Genomic DNA, 18,950 nt, shown 5'->3' with positions numbered 1-18,950 from the left:
GCCTGGCGGCAATAGCGCGGTGGTCCCACCTGACCCCATGCCGAACTCAGAAGTGAAACGCCGTAGCGCCGATGGTAGTGTGGGGTCTCCCCATGCGAGAGTAGGACACTGCCAGGCATCAAATAAAGCCGAAAGCCCTGAACTGACGTTCAGGGCTTTTTGCTATGCGTAAAATAAATATACTGGCTGTATCTATTACTTTGAAAAATACCTTTTTGGCATATGTAGCTTATTCTTATAAGGAATAATAATGTTTTTTGCCAGAGAAATAGCCAGATTAATATATAATTGATAGCTTCAGATTATTATTTAAATAATAAAAATGCCTATTTATTAATGTGTTGATAAGAAATATCTGGCTATATCAAAGATAAATCTTAATTCTTTAGTGTATTATTCGATAAATTTCACGTTAATTAAAACAAATATTAGCCAGACGCCTCGAATCGAGTAGACTAGGCGAAAGATTATTTCCGTATAGGTACTGAACGTTATGTCTACTGAAAGCGCGTCTTTAAAAAACCACAATACGTTTGCGCTCCCGGTCAACGCAGCGCACCTGATCATGGCCGATAGAATTGAGCTGATGCTCAAGGTGTGGCAACAAACGCGCAAGCGTCAGGAGCCGCTGCTGATTCTCGGTGAAGGTAGCAACGTGCTGTTCCTGGAGGATTTCTCGGGCACGGTAATGGTCAATCAGTTGAAGGGTATCGATGTTCGAGAAGATAACGATGCCTGGTATCTCCACGTCAGCTCCGGTGAAAATTGGCATGACCTGGTGCAATATACGCTGCAGGCTGGGATCTGCGGCCTGGAAAACCTGGCGTTGATCCCTGGATTGGCCGGTTCCGCCCCTATTCAGAACATCGGCGCCTACGGCGTCGAATTGAAAGACGTCTGCGAGTATGTCGATTTGCTGGACTTCTCTACCGGCGCTATCGATCGCATCCCGGCTGCCGAGTGTGGTTTTGGCTACCGGGAAAGCATTTTCAAGCACCGTTTCCAAACTGGGCATGTCATTGTCGGGCTGGGTCTGCGTCTCAACAAACAGTGGCAACCCAAATTGAGTTACGGCGATCTGGCCAAGCTGGAGCCCACCACGGTGACGCCGCTTCAGGTATTTGAATCCGTATGTGCTATGCGTCGCAGCAAGCTGCCCGATCCGCGCGAAACCGGCAATGCCGGCAGCTTCTTCAAGAATCCTTTGGTGAACGCAGAGAAAGCCGCAGAACTCGTCGCCAAATATCCTGGCATGCCGCATTATCCGCAGCAGGATGGTCAGGTGAAGCTGGCCGCCGGCTGGCTTATCGACCAATGCGAGCTGAAAGGATATCGCATCGGTGGTGCTGCGGTACACCGCCAGCAGGCGCTGGTGCTGGTGAACATCGACAATGCCCACAGCCAGGATGTGGTGGCGCTGGCGCGCCACGTACGCAAGACGGTGGCCGATAAATTCGGTGTGTGGTTGGAGCCTGAGGTGCGCTTTATTGGCGCGACCGGTGAGCTGAATGCCGTGGCGGTGCTGTCATGAAAGATACCAAGGTTCCGTTAAAACTGATCGCGTTGTTGGCCGACGGCGAATTCCATTCCGGGGAACACCTCGGTGAGTCACTCGGCATGAGCCGTGCTGCGATCAATAAGCATATTCAAACCATTCGCGAGTGGGGGCTGGATGTCTTTACCGTGCCTGGCAAAGGGTACAGCTTGCCTGCCCCCATGCCGCTATTGGAGGCGGAACGCATTCTAAAAGGGTTGGACGACAAACGCGTTACCGTGTTGCCGGTAGTCGACTCTACCAATCAATATTTGCTGGATCGTATCGAAACACTACAATCTGGCGACGCCTGCATCGCTGAGTATCAACTGGCTGGCCGCGGTCGTCGTGGGCGCCAGTGGATTTCGCCGTTTGGCGCCAATTTATACCTGTCGATGTTTTGGCGATTGGAACAGGGGCCAGCTGCGGCGATGGGGCTGAGCCTGGTGATCGGCATGGTGATGGCGGAGGTCTTGCAGCGCCTTGGTGCTAAAGACGTGCGAGTAAAATGGCCCAACGACCTCTACCTGAATGATCGCAAATTGGCAGGGATCCTGGTCGAGTTGACAGGAAAAACTGGCGATGCGGCTCAGTTGGTCATCGGTGCTGGCATTAATTTGGCGATGCGGGATACCAATGCCGGGGGGATCAACCAAGGTTGGATCAACCTGCAAGAAGCCGGCATTAACATCGATCGTAATGAGCTGACTGCTACTTTGCTCAATGAATTGCGGCAGTCGTTAAAACAATTCGAGATAGATGGGCTGGGGCCATTCATTGGTCGTTGGCGCACGTTGGATAATTTTATCGACAGACCGGTCAAACTGCTGATTGGTGAGCGGCAGATTGTAGGGATCGCACGAGGCATCGATTCGCAGGGGGCACTGCTGCTGGAACAAGATGGGGAGATCAAACCCTTTATCGGCGGAGAGATATCGCTGCGCAGTGCAGAATAGCGAGCGCAACCAAGGGGACGTTACCGTCCCCTTGAGCGATCGGTAGTCTTACTTTCTTAAGCGCACGCTTTCAACGGCATGGTTGGCGCTTTTGGTCATGATCAGGCTGGCGCGTTCGCGGGTAGGTAGTATATTCTGCTGCAAATTCAAGCCGTTAATTTCATTCCACAATTGTGTAGCGATATTAATCGCTTCCGGTTCCGGCAATTTTGAATAGTTATGGAAATAAGAATCGGGATTGGAAAATGCGCCCTGACGGAATTTCAGGAAACGATTGATATACCAGCTTTGCAATAGCGTCTCCGGGGCATCGACATATATGGAGAAGTCGACAAAATCGGAAACGAATACGCGATGAGGATCGTGCGGGTAATCCATACCGCTTTGCAATACGTTAAGCCCTTCCAGGATCAGAATATCCGGTTGCTCGATGACTTTATTACCCTCAGGTACAACGTCATAGATTAAATGAGAATAAACCGGAGCGGTAACGCGTTTGGCGCCGGATTTCACTTCTGACACGAATTTCACCAGGCTATGCATATCGTAAGACTGCGGGAAGCCTTTTTTCTTCATCAGGCCGCGTTCGTTCAGCACCTTATTAGGATGCAAGAAGCCGTCGGTCGTGATCAACTCAACGCTGCGGTGTTCCGGCCAGCGGCTCAGCAATGCCTGCAACAGACGTGCGGTCGTGCTCTTACCTACGGCTACGCTGCCGGCGATGCCGATGACATAGGGAATTTTTTGTCCGTCGGTGCCGAGGAATTGCTCGAGCACCGCCTGTCGGCGCAGGTTGGAACTGATATAGAAGTTCAATAGTCGTGACAGCGGCAGATAAATCTGCGCAACTTCTTCCAACGAGAGATCTTCGTTAATCCCTTTCAGCTTAACGATCTCTTCTTCCGATAACGTCAGCGGCACCGAATCTCGCAACGCAGCCCATTGGGTACGATCGAACTGTAGGTAAGGCGTTGCTAAAGATTGATCTCTTTTTATCATAAGCCAAATTCTGCCTGTTAACGCAGGTTGGGAAAGGCGCCGGACGCCAACTCCAGAGAATAAACAAGCTGCATATTATAGACAGCTTCGTTTTTGGCGTAGACTTTTTTCGCAAAAGTTGTCGATAGGCAGCAGTTTATGTCAATTGTGCGAAGCGGCGCGCAGTTGATAAGGCGGGGTTGCAAGGCGGTATCATCGGGGCCGGATACCGCCTGAAGGCTAGCAGGCAATGGCGCGCGAAGGTTGGTTTACGGTGAATAGACGTTTGTAATAAATGACGGTCGGATGATAATGCCCATCGGGGCCCGCTGCATAATCCGGTAGCTCGCCCAAACAGCGATAACCCAGGCTGCGATAAAGCGCTTCAGCCGCTGAGCCAGCCTGCGTATCCAGGTACAATAGCCCGCGCTGCTGTTGCAGTGCCGCCTGCTCCAACGTCTTCATCAGCGCCAGACCTACGCCGTTGCGGCGAGCGCGGCTATGCACCAATAGCTTCACCACCTCCGCACGATTACGGCCATTCGGTTTCTGGCAGAGCTCGAGTTGCACGGTGCCAACGACGCCGCGTTCGTCGCGGGCAATCCACAATAGCAGCTCGCTTTTGGCCAAGGCGGGACGCAGGCTGTGGAAGTAACTCTCGGCGTCTTCATGCGGGATTAAGGTGTCGTAGCCCACTGAAGCACCGTGGGTGACCGCATCGGTCAACAGGCGAGCCAATTCATCGCGATAAATCGGGAGCGTAGCGGCGTTGATAGGCACTATTTTCATCGGTCATTCCTCCAGAGATGGGGGTAATGAAGATAAGCAATAACTGCGCCAGAACGACGAAAGGCATAGCCACGGCGAAAGAGCGAGCAATAAGTGTAGTTCACGCCACGAACCTGGGCAGCGATCCTCTTTTTGGTGCATCGATCCCGCTCACGGTTTACCGACGCAGGTTACGTGTTTTGAGAAGCCCGACACGGAGAAAGGGGCTCTCAATGCTTGCAAAAAGTGGATAAAATTGTAGAGAATGATTGCCGCAAGTGATGAATGTTTGCACGCCGCAGGCTGCGAATTGCATGACAGCATGCAAAATTGACTGATTTGTGAGCGAAAGTGCGCGTAAAGCAATTTTTTTGTTGCATAGGCCGTCCGCTCTACCTAGAATGCGCTGCACTTGATGCCGGCTTAGCTCAGTAGGTAGAGCAACTGACTTGTAATCAGTAGGTCACCAGTTCGATTCCGGTAGCCGGCACCATTCAAGTCACAAGTAGTTAAAATCTGGTGGGGTTCCCGAGCGGCCAAAGGGAGCAGACTGTAAATCTGCCGTCACAGACTTCGAAGGTTCGAATCCTTCCCCCACCACCAAATCTTGCCTTCGGCGATTAACTGAGATGCGATAAATACCGCAGCGGTTGATGGCGGGAGGAGAGGGCGAAAGCCTTCGGCAAGGTTCGAGCTGTGCAGCGCAAGGCGCAGCCGGCCCGAAGGATGCGAAGCGAGTGATGAATAGTCCTGCTCCATCCCAAAATTCTACAGAAAAATCAGGTAGCCGAGTTCCAGGATGCGGGCATCGTATAATGGCTATTACCTCAGCCTTCCAAGCTGATGATGTGGGTTCGATTCCCACTGCCCGCTCCAAGATGTGCTGATATAGCTCAGTTGGTAGAGCGCACCCTTGGTAAGGGTGAGGTCGGCAGTTCGAATCTGCCTATCAGCACCACTTCTTAATTTCTCGCCCCCTGATTTTCTTTCTGTTCTGGATTCAACGAGCAAATGCTTGGTTGATGTGGTGATACCACCGATTTATCCGTGTCTTAGAGGGACAATCGATGTCTAAAGAAAAGTTTGAACGTACAAAACCGCACGTTAACGTCGGTACTATCGGCCACGTTGACCACGGTAAAACTACCCTGACTGCAGCGATCACCACCGTTCTGGCTAAAACCTACGGCGGTTCTGCACGTGCTTTCGACCAGATCGATAACGCGCCAGAAGAAAAAGCTCGTGGTATCACCATCAACACCTCTCACGTTGAGTATGACACCCCGACTCGTCACTACGCGCACGTTGACTGCCCAGGGCACGCCGACTACGTGAAAAACATGATCACCGGTGCTGCTCAGATGGACGGCGCGATCCTGGTAGTAGCTGCGACTGACGGCCCAATGCCTCAGACTCGTGAGCACATCCTGCTGGGTCGTCAGGTTGGCGTTCCTTTCATCATCGTATTCATGAACAAATGCGACATGGTTGATGATGAAGAGCTGCTGGAACTGGTAGAAATGGAAGTTCGCGAACTGCTGTCCGCTTACGACTTCCCAGGCGACGACCTGCCAGTGATCCGCGGTTCCGCGCTGAAAGCGCTGGAAGGCGAAGCTGAGTGGGAAGCGAAAATCATCGAACTGGCCGAAGCCCTGGACAGCTACATCCCAGAGCCAGAGCGTGCTATCGACAAGCCGTTCCTGCTGCCAATCGAAGACGTATTCTCCATCTCCGGTCGTGGTACCGTTGTTACCGGTCGTGTTGAGCGCGGTATCATCAAAGTTGGCGAAGAAGTTGAAATCGTTGGTATCAAAGACACCGTTAAGTCTACCTGTACTGGCGTTGAAATGTTCCGCAAACTGCTGGACGAAGGCCGTGCTGGTGAGAACGTAGGTGTTCTGCTGCGTGGTATCAAACGTGAAGAAATCGAACGTGGTCAGGTACTGGCTAAACCAGGCTCCATCAAGCCGCACACCCAGTTCGAATCTGAAGTGTACATCCTGAGCAAAGATGAAGGTGGTCGTCACACGCCATTCTTCAAAGGCTACCGTCCACAGTTCTACTTCCGTACCACTGACGTGACCGGTACCATCGAACTGCCAGAAGGCGTAGAGATGGTAATGCCAGGCGACAACGTGAACATGGTTGTCACCCTGATTCACCCAATCGCGATGGACGACGGTCTGCGTTTCGCAATCCGTGAAGGCGGCCGTACCGTTGGCGCAGGCGTTGTTGCTAAAGTTATCGCTTAATCGCTGATAAAGTTTGACGCGACACGCGGTAAAAGGGCATCATTTGATGCCCTTTTTCTACGCTGTGAACTAGAACCTATCTCATCAGCGATTTTGCAGTCATAATCATTGGTGAGATGGGCTCTTAAACCGTATTGACTGAATACGTCATGGCGTAAAACACCGGGATATTGCTATTGCGGTATCCGATCGGTTTGGTTTGCCTCGCAATGCGAGGCAAAGTTGTTTGTTCTGAATCATCATTGTGACAGGTTGGTTTATGAGTGCGAATACCGAGGCTCAAGGGAGCGGACGCGGCCTGGAAGCGGCAAAGTGGCTGATCGTCGCCGTTCTGTTGGTTGTGGCTATTGTCGGTAACTATTACTACCGTGATTTAAGCCTGCCATTGCGCGCGCTGGCAGTTGTGCTGATCATCGCCGTTGCAGGTGCAGTGGCTCTGATGACCACCAAAGGCAAAGCCACCGTTGCGTTTGCCCGCGAAGCGCGTACCGAAGTACGTAAAGTGATTTGGCCAACTCGTCAGGAAACGCTACACACCACGTTGATCGTTGCCGCGGTAACCGCCGTGATGTCACTGATTCTGTGGGGACTGGATGGTATTCTGGTCCGTCTGGTGTCGTTTATTACTGGCCTGAGGTTCTAAAATGTCTGAAGCTCCAAAAAAACGTTGGTACGTCGTTCAGGCGTTTTCCGGTTTTGAAGGTCGCGTAGCGCAATCGCTGCGTGAACACATCAAACTGCACGATATGGAAGAGCTGTTCGGCGAAGTGATGGTGCCTACGGAAGAAGTGGTTGAAATCCGTGGTGGCCAGCGTCGCAAGAGCGAGCGTAAATTCTTCCCTGGCTACGTGCTGGTGCAGATGGTGATGAATGACGCCAGCTGGCACCTGGTGCGCAGCGTACCGCGTGTCATGGGGTTCATCGGCGGCACGTCTGACCGTCCTGCGCCTATCAGCGATAAAGAAGTTGATGCGATCATGAACCGCCTGCAGCAGGTTGGTGACAAACCGCGTCCGAAGACGCTGTTCGAGCCGGGCGAGCTGGTGCGCGTCAACGATGGCCCGTTTGCCGATTTCAACGGCGTGGTCGAAGAAGTCGATTACGAAAAGAGCCGCCTGAAAGTTTCCGTTTCCATCTTCGGCCGTGCAACGCCGGTGGAACTGGACTTCAGCCAGGTTGAAAAAGGCTGATCGAATAATCAGCAATGAGTGGCGCGTTGCCGCTTGTCAAAGGCGCGAAATTGAACTACAATTTCGCGCCTTTTGTTTTTAGATGCCTTGCCTGATGCCTGTCTGGCGAGGTGAAACACGGGGAGCCTTTTGCGAGGCGATACTACCCAAACCGAGGAAATTTAAATGGCTAAGAAAGTACAAGCCTACGTCAAGCTGCAAGTTGCAGCTGGTATGGCGAACCCGAGCCCACCAGTGGGTCCAGCTCTGGGTCAGCAAGGCGTTAACATCATGGAATTCTGTAAGGCATTCAACGCTAAGACTGACAGCGTTGAAAAAGGTCTGCCGATTCCGGTTGTTATTACCGTTTATTCTGATCGCTCCTTCACTTTCGTTACCAAAACCCCGCCAGCAGCAGTTCTGCTGAAAAAAGCGGCTGGTATCAAGTCTGGTTCCGGTAAGCCGAACAAAGACAAAGTAGGTAAAGTGACCCGTGCTCAGGTACGTGAAATCGCAGAAACCAAAGCTGCGGACATGACTGGTTCTGACGTTGAAGCGATGACTCGCTCCATCGAAGGTACCGCTCGTTCCATGGGCCTGGTAGTGGAGGATTAAGAGATGGCTAAGCTGACCAAGCGCATGCGCGTGATCCGTGACAAAGTTGATGCTACTAAACAGTATGACATCACCGAAGCTGTTGCTCTGCTGAAAGAGCTGGCCACCGCTAAATTCGTAGAAAGCGTTGACGTTGCCGTTAACCTCGGCATCGACGCTCGTAAATCTGACCAAAACGTTCGTGGCGCTACCGTTCTGCCACACGGCACCGGTCGTTCCGTTCGCGTTGCCGTATTTGCCCAAGGCGCTAACGCTGAAGCAGCGAAAGCTGCCGGCGCAGAGCTGGTAGGTATGGACGATCTGGCTGACCAGATCAAGAAAGGCGAAATGAACTTCGACGTTGTTATTGCTTCCCCGGATGCAATGCGCGTTGTAGGTCAACTGGGCCAGATCCTGGGTCCACGCGGCCTGATGCCAAACCCGAAAGTGGGTACCGTTACTCCGAACGTTGCTGAAGCAGTGAAAAACGCTAAAGCTGGTCAGGTTCGCTACCGTAACGACAAAAACGGCATCATCCATACCACTATCGGTAAGGTTGATTTCGACGCAGACAAGCTGAAAGAAAACCTGGAAGCCCTGCTGGTTGCGCTGAAAAAAGCAAAACCTTCTCAGGCGAAAGGCATGTACATCAAGAAAGTTAGCCTCTCCACCACCATGGGTGCTGGCGTTGCTATCGATCAGAGCGGTCTGTCTGCTGCAGCGAACTAATCGCACTTGCGATTATCGCTTTGACTTGGGGCCGAGATTTGTCTAGAATCTTATGCCCCAAGGTTTTGCTACTGGCTATGCCGTAGGCAAAACAAAGATTTTTCGGTTGGAGCCTGGCCTATCCAGGCCTCCGTCCAAGACCGCAGGTGTATCGCAAGATACTTAATCCTTCCTGCGTAGACGGTGACAGAGCCTAAGAAAATTTTTCTTTTTTATAAAAGAATGTCTTTGCTGGATTCTGCTCACCGTGTTAAGCCGCTCGGCGTGGCGTTTTACAAAGCGCCGAGTGAAGTGAGTTCCGGGGGATTTTCCCCGGCTAATCCAGGAGCAAAAAGCTAATGGCATTAAATCTTCAAGACAAACAAGCGATTGTTGCTGAAGTCAGCGAAGTAGCCAAAGGCGCGCTGTCTGCGGTTGTTGCGGATTCCCGCGGCGTTACCGTAGATAAAATGACTGAACTGCGTAAAGCAGGTCGTGAAGCTGGCGTTTACATGCGTGTTGTTCGCAACACCCTGATGCGTCGCGTAGTTGAAGGCACTCCATTCGAATGCCTGAAAGACACGTTTGTCGGTCCAACCTTGATTGCATTCTCTCACGAACACCCGGGCGCTGCTGCTCGTCTGTTCAAAGAGTTCGCGAAAGCGAATGCAAAATTCGAGGTTAAAGCTGCGGCCTTTGAAGGTGAGCTGATCCCAGCGGCGCAAATCGACCGCCTGGCGACGCTGCCAACTTACGAAGAAGCGATCGCACGCCTGATGGCAACCATGAAAGAAGCCGCTGCCGGCAAACTGGTTCGCACTCTGGCTGCAGTACGCGATCAGAAAGAAGCGGCGTAAGCCACTCTTTCTTAGCCTTTGCTAACGTATTTAAACTATTTCTGAATTTTAGGAACAATTGTTATGTCTATCACTAAAGACCAAATCCTGGAAGCAGTTGCCGCTATGTCCGTAATGGACGTTGTTGAACTGGTTTCCGCTATGGAAGAAAAATTCGGCGTTTCTGCTGCTGCTGCTGTAGCTGTAGCTGCTGGCCCAGCTGAAGCTGCTGAAGAGAAAACTGAATTCGACGTTATCCTGAAAGCTGCAGGCGCTAACAAAGTTGCTGTTATCAAAGCAGTACGTGGCGCTACCGGCCTGGGTCTGAAAGAAGCTAAAGACCTGGTTGAATCTGCTCCAGCCGCTCTGAAAGAAGGCGTGAGCAAAGATGACGCAGAAGCTCTGAAAAAATCTCTGGAAGAAGCTGGCGCAGAAGTTGAAGTTAAATAAGCCAACCTTTCCGGTTGCAGCCTAGTCTTTTAGGCTGATGGCTGGTGACTTTTTAGTCACCAGCCTTTTTGCGCTGTAGGGCGCCAGTAGCGTTTCACACTGTTTGGCTGCTGGTTTCGCCTCCCAATGTTTGTTTCTGTTGACGACTTAATATACCGCGGTCTTTGCACTACCAGGAGTTCTGGGGGAAGACGCGATGAAATGGTTTAAGCGTGATAGCAAGAGACATTGCGGAAAGTGTTCCCGCTTTCCGGTCGACAAAACGGTGTTGCATGAACTGTCCCTAATCGGACGGACAGATTGGGTCACTGATCAGCGAGCTGAGGAACCCTATGGTTTACTCCTATACCGAGAAAAAACGTATTCGTAAGGATTTTGGTAAACGTCCACAAGTGCTGGACATACCATATCTCCTTTCTATCCAGCTTGACTCGTTCCAGAAGTTTATCGAGCAAGATCCAGAAGGGCAGTACGGCCTTGAAGCCGCATTCCGTTCTGTTTTCCCTATCCAGAGCTACAGTGGCAATTCGGAGCTGCAATACGTTAGCTACCGTCTTGGTGAGCCGGTCTTCGACGTCAAAGAGTGCCAGATCCGTGGTGTGACGTTCTCTGCACCGCTGCGCGTAAAACTGCGCCTGGTTATCTATGAGCGCGAAGCGCCTGAAGGTACGGTCAAAGACATCAAGGAACAAGAAGTCTACATGGGCGAAATTCCGCTCATGACCGAAAACGGCACCTTTGTGATCAACGGTACTGAGAGGGTTATCGTATCTCAGTTGCACCGTAGTCCTGGCGTATTCTTCGACAGCGATAAGGGTAAAACCCACTCTTCGGGTAAAGTGCTGTACAACGCACGCATCATCCCTTACCGCGGTTCATGGTTGGACTTCGAGTTCGATCCGAAAGACAACCTGTTCGTGCGTATTGACCGTCGCCGCAAACTGCCTGCGACCATCATTCTGCGCGCGCTGAACTACACCACTGAACAGATCCTCGACCTGTTCTTTGACAAGATCGTCTTCGAAATCCGCGACAACAAGCTGCAGATGGAGCTGGTGCCAGAGCGCCTGCGTGGTGAGACCGCTTCGTTCGATATCGAAGCCAACGGCAAGATCTACGTAGAGAAAGGCCGTCGTATCACCGCCCGTCATATCCGTCAGCTGGAAAAAGACGACATTCAGAGCATTGAAGTACCGGTAGAGTACATCGCGGGCAAAGTGGTCGCGAAAGACTATATCGATACCAATACCGGCGAACTGATCTGCGCAGCCAACATGGAGCTGTCGCTGGATCTGCTGGCCAAACTGAGCCAGTCTGGCCACAAGCGCATCGAAACGCTGTTCACCAACGATCTGGATCACGGCGCGTACATCTCTGAAACGCTGCGTGTCGATCCGACCAACGATCGTCTGAGCTCGCTGGTAGAAATCTACCGCATGATGCGCCCTGGTGAGCCGCCAACGCGCGAAGCTGCCGAAAGCCTGTTCGAGAATCTGTTCTTCTCCGAAGACCGCTACGATCTGTCCGCGGTGGGTCGCATGAAGTTCAACCGTTCTCTGCTGCGCGACGAGATCGAAGGTTCGGGCATCCTGAGCAAAGACGACATCATCGAAGTGATGAAGAAGCTCATCGATATCCGTAACGGCAAGGGCGAAGTGGACGACATCGACCACTTGGGCAACCGTCGTATCCGCTCTGTCGGCGAAATGGCCGAGAACCAGTTCCGCGTAGGTCTGGTGCGTGTTGAGCGTGCGGTGAAAGAGCGTCTGTCTCTGGGCGATCTGGATACCCTGATGCCTCAGGACATGATCAACGCCAAGCCGATTTCGGCGGCGGTGAAAGAGTTCTTCGGTTCCAGCCAGCTGTCCCAGTTCATGGACCAGAACAACCCGCTGTCCGAGATCACGCACAAGCGTCGTATCTCCGCACTGGGCCCGGGCGGTCTGACCCGTGAGCGCGCCGGCTTTGAAGTTCGAGACGTACACCCGACCCACTACGGCCGCGTGTGCCCAATCGAAACGCCGGAAGGTCCAAACATCGGTCTGATCAACTCCCTGTCCGTGTACGCACAGACTAACGAGTATGGCTTCCTGGAAACCCCGTACCGCCGCGTGCGTGACGGCGTGGTGACCGATGAAATCAACTACCTGTCTGCTATTGAAGAAGGCAACTTCGTTATCGCCCAGGCGAACTCCAACCTGGATGAAGAAGGCCGCTTCGTAGAAGACCTGGTCACCTGCCGCAGCAAAGGCGAATCAAGCCTGTTCAGCCGCGACCAGGTTGACTACATGGACGTATCCACCCAGCAGGTTGTTTCCGTTGGTGCCTCACTGATTCCATTCCTGGAACACGATGACGCCAACCGTGCATTGATGGGTGCGAACATGCAACGTCAGGCCGTACCAACCCTGCGCGCTGACAAGCCGCTGGTCGGTACCGGTATGGAACGTGCTGTAGCGGTTGACTCCGGCGTAACCGCCGTTGCCAAACGCGGCGGTGTGATCCAGTACGTGGATGCTTCCCGTATCGTTATCAAAGTTAACGAAGACGAGATGTACCCGGGCGAAGCAGGTATCGATATTTACAACCTGACCAAGTACACCCGTTCTAACCAGAACACCTGCATCAACCAGATGCCGTGTGTGAGTCTGGGTGAGCCAATCGAGCGCGGTGACGTGCTGGCGGATGGCCCATCGACAGACCTGGGCGAACTGGCACTGGGCCAGAACATGCGCGTAGCGTTCATGCCTTGGAACGGCTACAACTTCGAAGACTCCATCTTGGTCTCCGAGCGCGTGGTGCAGGAAGATCGCTTCACCACCATCCACATCCAGGAACTGGCGTGCGTGTCTCGCGACACTAAGCTGGGGCCTGAAGAGATCACCGCCGACATCCCTAACGTGGGTGAAGCTGCGCTCTCCAAGCTGGATGAATCCGGTATCGTGTATATCGGTGCTGAAGTGACCGGCGGTGACATCCTGGTCGGTAAGGTAACGCCTAAAGGCGAAACCCAGCTGACGCCGGAAGAGAAACTGCTGCGTGCGATCTTCGGTGAGAAAGCGTCTGACGTTAAAGACTCTTCTCTGCGTGTGCCGAACGGCGTTTCCGGTACGGTTATCGACGTGCAGGTCTTCACCCGTGATGGCGTGGAAAAAGACAAGCGCGCGTTGGAAATCGAAGAGATGCAGCTGAAGCAGGCGAAGAAAGACCTGACGGAAGAACTGCAGATCCTGGAAGCCGGCCTGTTTGCACGTATCCACGCGGTGCTGGTTGCCGGTGGCATCGAAGCCGACAAGCTGAGCAAGCTGCCGCGCGATCGCTGGCTGGAACTGGGCCTGACCGACGAAGAGAAGCAAAACCAGCTGGAACAGCTGGCCGAGCAGTACGACGAACTGAAATCCGACTTCGAGAAGAAGCTGGAAGCCAAGCGTCGTAAGATCACTCAGGGCGACGATCTGGCGCCGGGCGTGCTGAAAATCGTCAAGGTTTATCTGGCTGTTAAACGTCAGATCCAACCGGGTGACAAGATGGCGGGCCGCCACGGTAACAAGGGTGTTATCTCCAAGATCAACCCGATCGAAGATATGCCTTACGATGAAAACGGCACGCCGGTAGACATCGTACTGAACCCGCTGGGCGTACCATCACGTATGAACATCGGTCAGATCCTGGAAACCCACCTGGGTATGGCTGCGAAAGGCATCGGTGAGAAGATCAACCAGATGCTGAAGCAGCAGCAGGAAGTGGCCAAGCTGCGTGAGTTCATCCAGAAGGCCTACGATCTGGGCGACGACGTTTGCCAGAAAGTTGACCTGAACACCTTCAGCGACGACGAAGTGCTGCGTCTGGCAGAGAACCTGAAAAAAGGTATGCCGATCGCAACGCCGGTGTTTGACGGTGCGAAAGAGACTGAAATCAAGAAGCTGCTGGAAATGGGTGGTATCCCGACCTCCGGTCAGATCACGCTGTTCGATGGCCGTACCGGTGAGCAATTCGAGCGCCAGGTTACTGTTGGCTATATGTACATGCTGAAACTGAACCACTTGGTTGACGATAAAATGCACGCCCGTTCAACCGGTTCTTACAGCTTGGTTACTCAGCAACCTCTGGGTGGTAAAGCGCAGTTCGGTGGTCAACGCTTCGGTGAGATGGAAGTGTGGGCACTGGAAGCATACGGCGCGGCTTATACCCTGCAGGAAATGCTCACCGTTAAGTCGGATGACGTTAACGGCCGTACCAAGATGTACAAAAACATCGTGGATGGCGACCACCGGATGGAGCCAGGCATGCCGGAATCCTTCAACGTACTGTTGAAAGAAATCCGCTCGCTCGGCATCAACATCGAACTGGAAGACGAGTAATCGTCATTCCGGCTCAGGCTCCCCGCCTAAGGGAGCCTGAGGGTGGTTGTTCAGGTCACACGGGTACCTACTGCGGTTGTGGGTACCCAACAGGTTTAACTCCGACAGGAGCCAATCCGTGAAAGACTTATTGAAGTTTCTGAAAGCGCAAACTAAGACCGAAGAGTTTGATGCGATCAAGATTGCTCTGGCCTCGCCAGACATGATCCGTTCGTGGTCGTTCGGTGAAGTTAAGAAGCCGGAAACCATTAACTACCGTACGTTCAAACCAGAACGTGACGGCCTTTTCTGCGCCCGTATCTTCGGGCCGGTAAAAGATTACGAGTGCCTGTGCGGTAAGTACAAGCGCTTGAAACACCGCGGCGTGATCTGTGAGAAGTGCGGCGTTGAAGTGACCCAGACCAAAGTGCGTCGTGAGCGCATGGGCCACATCGAGCTGGCTTCGCCGACCGCGCACATCTGGTTCCTGAAATCGCTGCCATCCCGCATCGGTTTGCTGCTGGATATGCCGCTGCGTGACATCGAGCGCGTACTGTACTTCGAATCCTATGTGGTGGTCGAAGGCGGTATGACCAACCTCGAGCGTCGTCAGATCCTGACCGAAGAGCAGTATCTGGACGCGCTGGAAGAGTTCGGTGACGAATTCGACGCCAAGATGGGTGCGGAAGCTATTCAGGCCCTGTTGAAAAACATGGATCTGGAAGCCGAGTGCGAGCAGCTGCGTGAAGAGCTGAACGAAACCAACTCCGAAACCAAGCGCAAGAAGTTGACCAAGCGTATCAAGCTGCTGGAAGCGTTCGTACAGTCCGGTAACAAGCCGGAGTGGATGATCCTGACCGTGCTGCCGGTACTGCCGCCGGATCTGCGCCCGCTGGTTCCGCTGGATGGCGGTCGTTTCGCGACCTCGGATCTGAACGATCTGTATCGCCGCGTGATCAACCGTAACAACCGTCTGAAACGCCTGCTGGATCTGGCTGCGCCTGACATCATCGTGCGCAACGAAAAGCGTATGCTGCAAGAAGCGGTAGACGCCCTGCTGGATAACGGCCGTCGCGGTCGTGCCATCACCGGTTCCAACAAACGTCCTCTGAAATCTTTGGCCGACATGATCAAAGGTAAGCAGGGTCGTTTCCGTCAGAACCTGCTCGGTAAACGCGTTGACTACTCCGGCCGTTCCGTAATCACCGTAGGTCCATACCTGCGTCTGCATCAGTGCGGTCTGCCTAAAAAGATGGCGCTGGAGCTGTTCAAACCGTTCATCTACGGCAAGTTGGAGCTGCGTGGCCTGGCCACCACCATCAAAGCCGCCAAGAAAATGGTTGAGCGTGAAGAAGCCGTCGTTTGGGATATCCTGGACGAAGTGATCCGCGAACACCCGGTACTGCTGAACCGTGCACCAACCCTGCACCGTTTGGGTATCCAGGCGTTTGAACCGGTTCTGATCGAAGGTAAAGCGATCCAGCTGCACCCGCTGGTTTGTGCGGCCTATAACGCCGACTTCGATGGTGACCAGATGGCTGTTCACGTACCGCTGACGCTGGAAGCCCAGCTGGAAGCGCGTGCGCTGATGATGTCTACCAACAACATCCTGTCCCCAGCGAACGGCGAGCCAATCATCGTTCCTTCTCAGGACGTTGTACTGGGTCTGTACTACATGACCCGCGACTGTGTTAACGCCAAGGGCGAAGGCATGGTGCTGAACGGTTCCAAAGAAGCTGAGCGTGTTTACCGCGCCGGCCTGGCGTCTCTGCATGCGCGCGTTAAAGTGCGTATCACCGAAGACGTCAAAAACGCCGAAGGCGAATGGACTTCTCAGACCAGCATCATCGACACCACCATCGGCCGCGCCATCCTGTGGATGATCGTACCGAAAGGTCTGCCGTACTCGATCGTTAACCAGCCTTTGGGCAAGAAAGCGATCTCCAAGATGCTGAACACCTGTTACCGCATCCTGGGCCTGAAGCCGACCGTTATCTTTGCTGACCAGATCATGTACACCGGTTTTGCTTACGCAGCCCGTTCAGGCGCTTCCGTAGGTATCGACGACATGGTTATCCCGGCCAAGAAAGCGGAGATCATCGAAGAAGCGGAAACCGAAGTTGCCGAGATCCAGGAGCAGTTCCAGTCTGGTCTGGTTACCGCCGGCGAACGCTACAACAAAGTGATCGATATCTGGGCTGCAGCGAACGAACGCGTTGCGAAAGCGATGATGGAAAACCTGTCGGTAGAAGACGTGGTTAACCGTGACGGCGAAGTGGAACAGCAAGTTTCCTTCAACAGCATCTTTATGATGGCCGACTCCGGTGCGCGTGGTTCCGCCGCTCAGATTCGTCAGCTGGCCGGTATGCGTGGCCTGATGGCGAAGCCGGACGGCTCCATCATCGAAACGCCAATCACCGCGAACTTCCGTGAAGGTCTGAACGTACTCCAGTACTTCATCTCCACCCACGGTGCTCGTAAAGGTCTGGCGGATACCGCACTGAAAACCGCGAACTCCGGTTATCTGACCCGTCGTCTGGTTGACGTGGCGCAGGATCTGGTTGTGACCGAAGACGACTGTGGCACCCACGACGGCATCCTGATGACTCCGGTTATCGAAGGTGGCGACGTGAAAGAGCCGCTGCGTGAACGCGTTCTGGGCCGTGTGACGGCAGAAGACGTCCTCAAGCCGGGTACGGCGGACATTCTGGTGCCACGCAACACCCTGCTGAACGAGAAGGCGTGTGACCTGTTGGAAGAGAATTCTGTCGACAGCGTTAAAGTCCGTTCCGTAGTGAGCTGTGAAACCGACTTTGGTGTGTGTGCAAACTGCTACGGTCGCGACCTGGCACGTGGCCACATCATCAACAAAGGTGAAGCCATCGGCGTTATCGCGGCACAGTCCATCGGTGAGCCGGGTACACAGCTGACGATGCGTACGTTCCACATCGGTGGTGCGGCATCTCGTGCGGCTGCTGAATCCAGCATCCAGGTGAAAAACAAGGGTAGCCTCAAGCTGAGCAACGTGAAGTTCGTTATGAACGCCGCGGGCAAGCTGGTGATCACCTCGCGTAACACCGAACTGAAACTGATCGACGAATTCGGCCGTACCAAAGAAAGCTACAAGGTGCCTTACGGTGCCGTGATGGGCAAAGGCGACGGTGAAGAAGTTAACGGCGGCGAAACCGTTGCTAACTGGGATCCGCACACCATGCCGGTCATCAGTGAAGTCAGCGGCTTCATTCGCTTCGCGGATATGGTTGACGGCCAGACCATTACTCGCCAGACCGACGAACTGACCGGTTTGTCTTCTCTGGTCGTACTGGACAGCGCAGAGCGCACCGGTAGCGGTAAAGACCTGCGTCCGGCACTGAAAATCGTTGACGCTCAGGGCGAAGACGTATTGATCCCAGGTACTGATATGCCTGCTCAATACTTCCTGCCGGGCAAAGCGATCGTTCAGCTGGAAGACGGCATTCAGATCGGTGCGGGTGATACCCTGGCGCGTATTCCTCAGGAATCCGGCGGTACCAAGGATATTACCGGTGGTCTGCCGCGCGTTGCCGACCTGTTCGAAGCACGTCGTCCGAAAGAGCCGGCAATCCTGGCTGAAATCAGCGGGATTATCTCGTTCGGTAAAGAGACCAAAGGCAAACGTCGCCTGGTGATCTCTCCGCTGGACGGCAGCGACGCTTACGAAGAGATGATCCCGAAATGGCGTCAGCTCAACGTGTTCGAAGGCGAAGTGGTGGAACGTGGTGACGTCGTTTCCGACGGCCCAGAGTCTCCGCACGACATTCTGCGTCTGCGTGGCGTGCATGCGGTTACCCGCTACATCACCAACGAAGTGCAGGAAGTTTACCGTCTGCAAGGCGTTAAGATTAACGATAAGCACATCGAAGTTATCGTTCGTCAGATGCTGCGTAAAGGCACCATCGTTAGCGCTGGTGGCTCCGAGTTCCTGGAAGGCGAGCAGGCTGAAGTGTCTCGCGTCAAGATTGCCAACCGTCAGCTGGAAGCTGAAGGTAAAATCGCGGCAACCTTCTCGCGCGATCTGCTGGGTATCACCAAGGCTTCCTTGGCGACCGAGTCCTTCATCTCCGCTGCATCGTTCCAGGAAACGACGCGCGTTCTGACCGAAGCTGCCGTAGCCGGCAAGCGTGATGAACTGCGTGGCCTGAAAGAGAACGTTATCGTGGGCCGTCTGATCCCAGCCGGTACCGGTTACGCTTATCATCAGGATCGTATGCGTCGCCGTGCTCAGGGTGAAGCGCCGGTTGTTCCGCAAGTCAGCGCGGAAGAAGCGACGGCTAACCTGGCCGAGCTGCTCAACGCAGGCCTGGGCGGCAGCGACGACGAGTAATC

Annotated in this window: 13 protein-coding genes, 4 tRNA genes, 1 rRNA gene and 1 other RNA gene; 17 read left to right on the top strand and 2 right to left on the bottom strand. The window is 53.7% G+C overall.

Going from position 1 to position 18,950, the window contains the following annotated elements; translation table 11 throughout:
- Position 1: 1 nt before the first annotated feature.
- The 3 genes from rrf to birA all read left to right on the top strand — a co-directional run bounded on the left by rrf (position 2) and on the right by birA (position 2,490).
- A 5S ribosomal RNA gene (rrf, locus tag WA302_RS25130) occupies positions 2 to 117 on the top strand.
- A 376-nt stretch (positions 118 to 493) separates the two neighbouring features.
- Positions 494 to 1,531 carry a UDP-N-acetylmuramate dehydrogenase gene (murB, locus tag WA302_RS25125; protein WP_025304934.1) on the top strand — a complete coding sequence of 346 codons (1,038 nt, stop codon included), beginning with the start codon at positions 494 to 496 and terminating at the stop codon, positions 1,529 to 1,531.
- A complete protein-coding gene (gene birA / locus WA302_RS25120) occupies positions 1,528 to 2,490 on the top strand; it encodes a bifunctional biotin--[acetyl-CoA-carboxylase] ligase/biotin operon repressor BirA (protein WP_025304935.1) in 963 nt (320 codons plus the stop codon). The genes murB and birA overlap by 4 nt, the downstream gene beginning before the upstream one ends.
- Positions 2,491 to 2,538: 48 nt before the next feature.
- On the opposite strand, the gene coaA is transcribed toward birA, so the two are convergent.
- Both coaA and WA302_RS25110 read right to left on the bottom strand, forming a co-directional pair.
- A complete protein-coding gene (coaA, locus tag WA302_RS25115; RefSeq protein ID WP_025304936.1) occupies positions 2,539 to 3,489 on the bottom strand; it encodes a type I pantothenate kinase in 951 nt (316 codons plus the stop codon).
- Positions 3,490 to 3,708: 219 nt separating this feature from the next.
- A complete protein-coding gene (locus tag WA302_RS25110; RefSeq protein WP_025304937.1) occupies positions 3,709 to 4,257 on the bottom strand; it encodes a GNAT family N-acetyltransferase in 549 nt (182 codons plus the stop codon).
- Positions 4,258 to 4,653: 396 nt separating this feature from the next.
- Here WA302_RS25110 and WA302_RS25105 point away from each other — a divergent pair.
- From WA302_RS25105 to rpoC, 14 genes are all read left to right on the top strand, one after another.
- Positions 4,654 to 4,729 (top strand) — tRNA-Thr (locus WA302_RS25105).
- Between the two features lie 25 nt (positions 4,730 to 4,754).
- Positions 4,755 to 4,839: transfer RNA gene (locus WA302_RS25100), tRNA-Tyr, on the top strand.
- Between the two features lie 46 nt (positions 4,840 to 4,885).
- Positions 4,886 to 5,001: non-coding RNA, RtT sRNA (locus WA302_RS25095), on the top strand.
- Between the two features lie 36 nt (positions 5,002 to 5,037).
- Positions 5,038 to 5,112, top strand: a tRNA-Gly gene (locus WA302_RS25090).
- Positions 5,113 to 5,118: 6 nt separating this feature from the next.
- Positions 5,119 to 5,194, top strand: a tRNA-Thr gene (locus WA302_RS25085).
- 109 nt (positions 5,195 to 5,303) lie between these two features.
- Positions 5,304 to 6,488, top strand: a complete 1,185-nt coding sequence (tuf, locus tag WA302_RS25080; protein WP_015376315.1) for an elongation factor Tu — start codon at positions 5,304 to 5,306, stop codon at positions 6,486 to 6,488.
- A 259-nt stretch (positions 6,489 to 6,747) separates the two neighbouring features.
- Entirely contained in the window at positions 6,748 to 7,131 is a 384-nt protein-coding gene (gene secE, locus WA302_RS25075) for a preprotein translocase subunit SecE (RefSeq protein ID WP_004929916.1), read from the top strand.
- A gap of 1 nt (position 7,132) precedes the next feature.
- Complete coding sequence (gene nusG / locus WA302_RS25070) at positions 7,133 to 7,678, top strand: transcription termination/antitermination protein NusG (protein WP_004929914.1); 546 nt, start codon at positions 7,133 to 7,135, stop codon at positions 7,676 to 7,678.
- A gap of 165 nt (positions 7,679 to 7,843) precedes the next feature.
- Positions 7,844 to 8,272: a 50S ribosomal protein L11 gene (rplK, locus tag WA302_RS25065; protein ID WP_015376316.1), complete on the top strand. Its 429-nt coding sequence runs from the start codon at positions 7,844 to 7,846 to the stop codon at positions 8,270 to 8,272.
- Positions 8,273 to 8,275: 3 nt separating this feature from the next.
- The gene (gene rplA / locus WA302_RS25060; RefSeq protein WP_019456443.1) at positions 8,276 to 8,980 is read left to right on the top strand and encodes a 50S ribosomal protein L1; all 705 of its coding nucleotides are present in this window, start codon (positions 8,276 to 8,278) and stop codon (positions 8,978 to 8,980) included.
- Between the two features lie 338 nt (positions 8,981 to 9,318).
- Entirely contained in the window at positions 9,319 to 9,816 is a 498-nt protein-coding gene (gene rplJ / locus WA302_RS25055) for a 50S ribosomal protein L10 (protein ID WP_004929905.1), read from the top strand.
- 63 nt (positions 9,817 to 9,879) lie between these two features.
- The gene (gene rplL, locus WA302_RS25050) at positions 9,880 to 10,245 is read left to right on the top strand and encodes a 50S ribosomal protein L7/L12 (protein ID WP_004929903.1); all 366 of its coding nucleotides are present in this window, start codon (positions 9,880 to 9,882) and stop codon (positions 10,243 to 10,245) included.
- Positions 10,246 to 10,577: 332 nt separating this feature from the next.
- The gene (gene rpoB / locus WA302_RS25045) at positions 10,578 to 14,606 is read left to right on the top strand and encodes a DNA-directed RNA polymerase subunit beta (RefSeq protein ID WP_025304938.1); all 4,029 of its coding nucleotides are present in this window, start codon (positions 10,578 to 10,580) and stop codon (positions 14,604 to 14,606) included.
- A gap of 118 nt (positions 14,607 to 14,724) precedes the next feature.
- Positions 14,725 to 18,948: a DNA-directed RNA polymerase subunit beta' gene (rpoC, locus tag WA302_RS25040; RefSeq protein ID WP_025304939.1), complete on the top strand. Its 4,224-nt coding sequence runs from the start codon at positions 14,725 to 14,727 to the stop codon at positions 18,946 to 18,948.
- Positions 18,949 to 18,950 lie beyond the last annotated feature (2 nt).

It is taken from the genome of Serratia sp. 201, assembly GCF_037027545.1.
GTDB classification, from domain to species: Bacteria; Pseudomonadota; Gammaproteobacteria; order Enterobacterales; family Enterobacteriaceae; genus Serratia; species Serratia bockelmannii.
Note: the sequence above shows the minus strand (reverse complement) of the source record. Positions and strands in the feature narration are given on the sequence as shown.

Coding starts and splice junctions, on each gene's coding strand:
- birA (WP_025304935.1), top strand. CDS start 1,528: ATGAAAGATACCAAGGTTCCGTTAAAACTGATCGCGTTGTTGGCCGAC.
- rpoB (WP_025304938.1), top strand. CDS start 10,578: ATGGTTTACTCCTATACCGAGAAAAAACGTATTCGTAAGGATTTTGGT.
- rplJ (WP_004929905.1), top strand. CDS start 9,319: ATGGCATTAAATCTTCAAGACAAACAAGCGATTGTTGCTGAAGTCAGC.
- rplK (WP_015376316.1), top strand. CDS start 7,844: ATGGCTAAGAAAGTACAAGCCTACGTCAAGCTGCAAGTTGCAGCTGGT.
- secE (WP_004929916.1), top strand. CDS start 6,748: ATGAGTGCGAATACCGAGGCTCAAGGGAGCGGACGCGGCCTGGAAGCG.
- rplL (WP_004929903.1), top strand. CDS start 9,880: ATGTCTATCACTAAAGACCAAATCCTGGAAGCAGTTGCCGCTATGTCC.
- murB (WP_025304934.1), top strand. CDS start 494: ATGTCTACTGAAAGCGCGTCTTTAAAAAACCACAATACGTTTGCGCTC.
- nusG (WP_004929914.1), top strand. CDS start 7,133: ATGTCTGAAGCTCCAAAAAAACGTTGGTACGTCGTTCAGGCGTTTTCC.
- tuf (WP_015376315.1), top strand. CDS start 5,304: ATGTCTAAAGAAAAGTTTGAACGTACAAAACCGCACGTTAACGTCGGT.
- coaA (WP_025304936.1), bottom strand. CDS start 3,489: ATGATAAAAAGAGATCAATCTTTAGCAACGCCTTACCTACAGTTCGAT.
- WA302_RS25110 (WP_025304937.1), bottom strand. CDS start 4,257: ATGAAAATAGTGCCTATCAACGCCGCTACGCTCCCGATTTATCGCGAT.
- rplA (WP_019456443.1), top strand. CDS start 8,276: ATGGCTAAGCTGACCAAGCGCATGCGCGTGATCCGTGACAAAGTTGAT.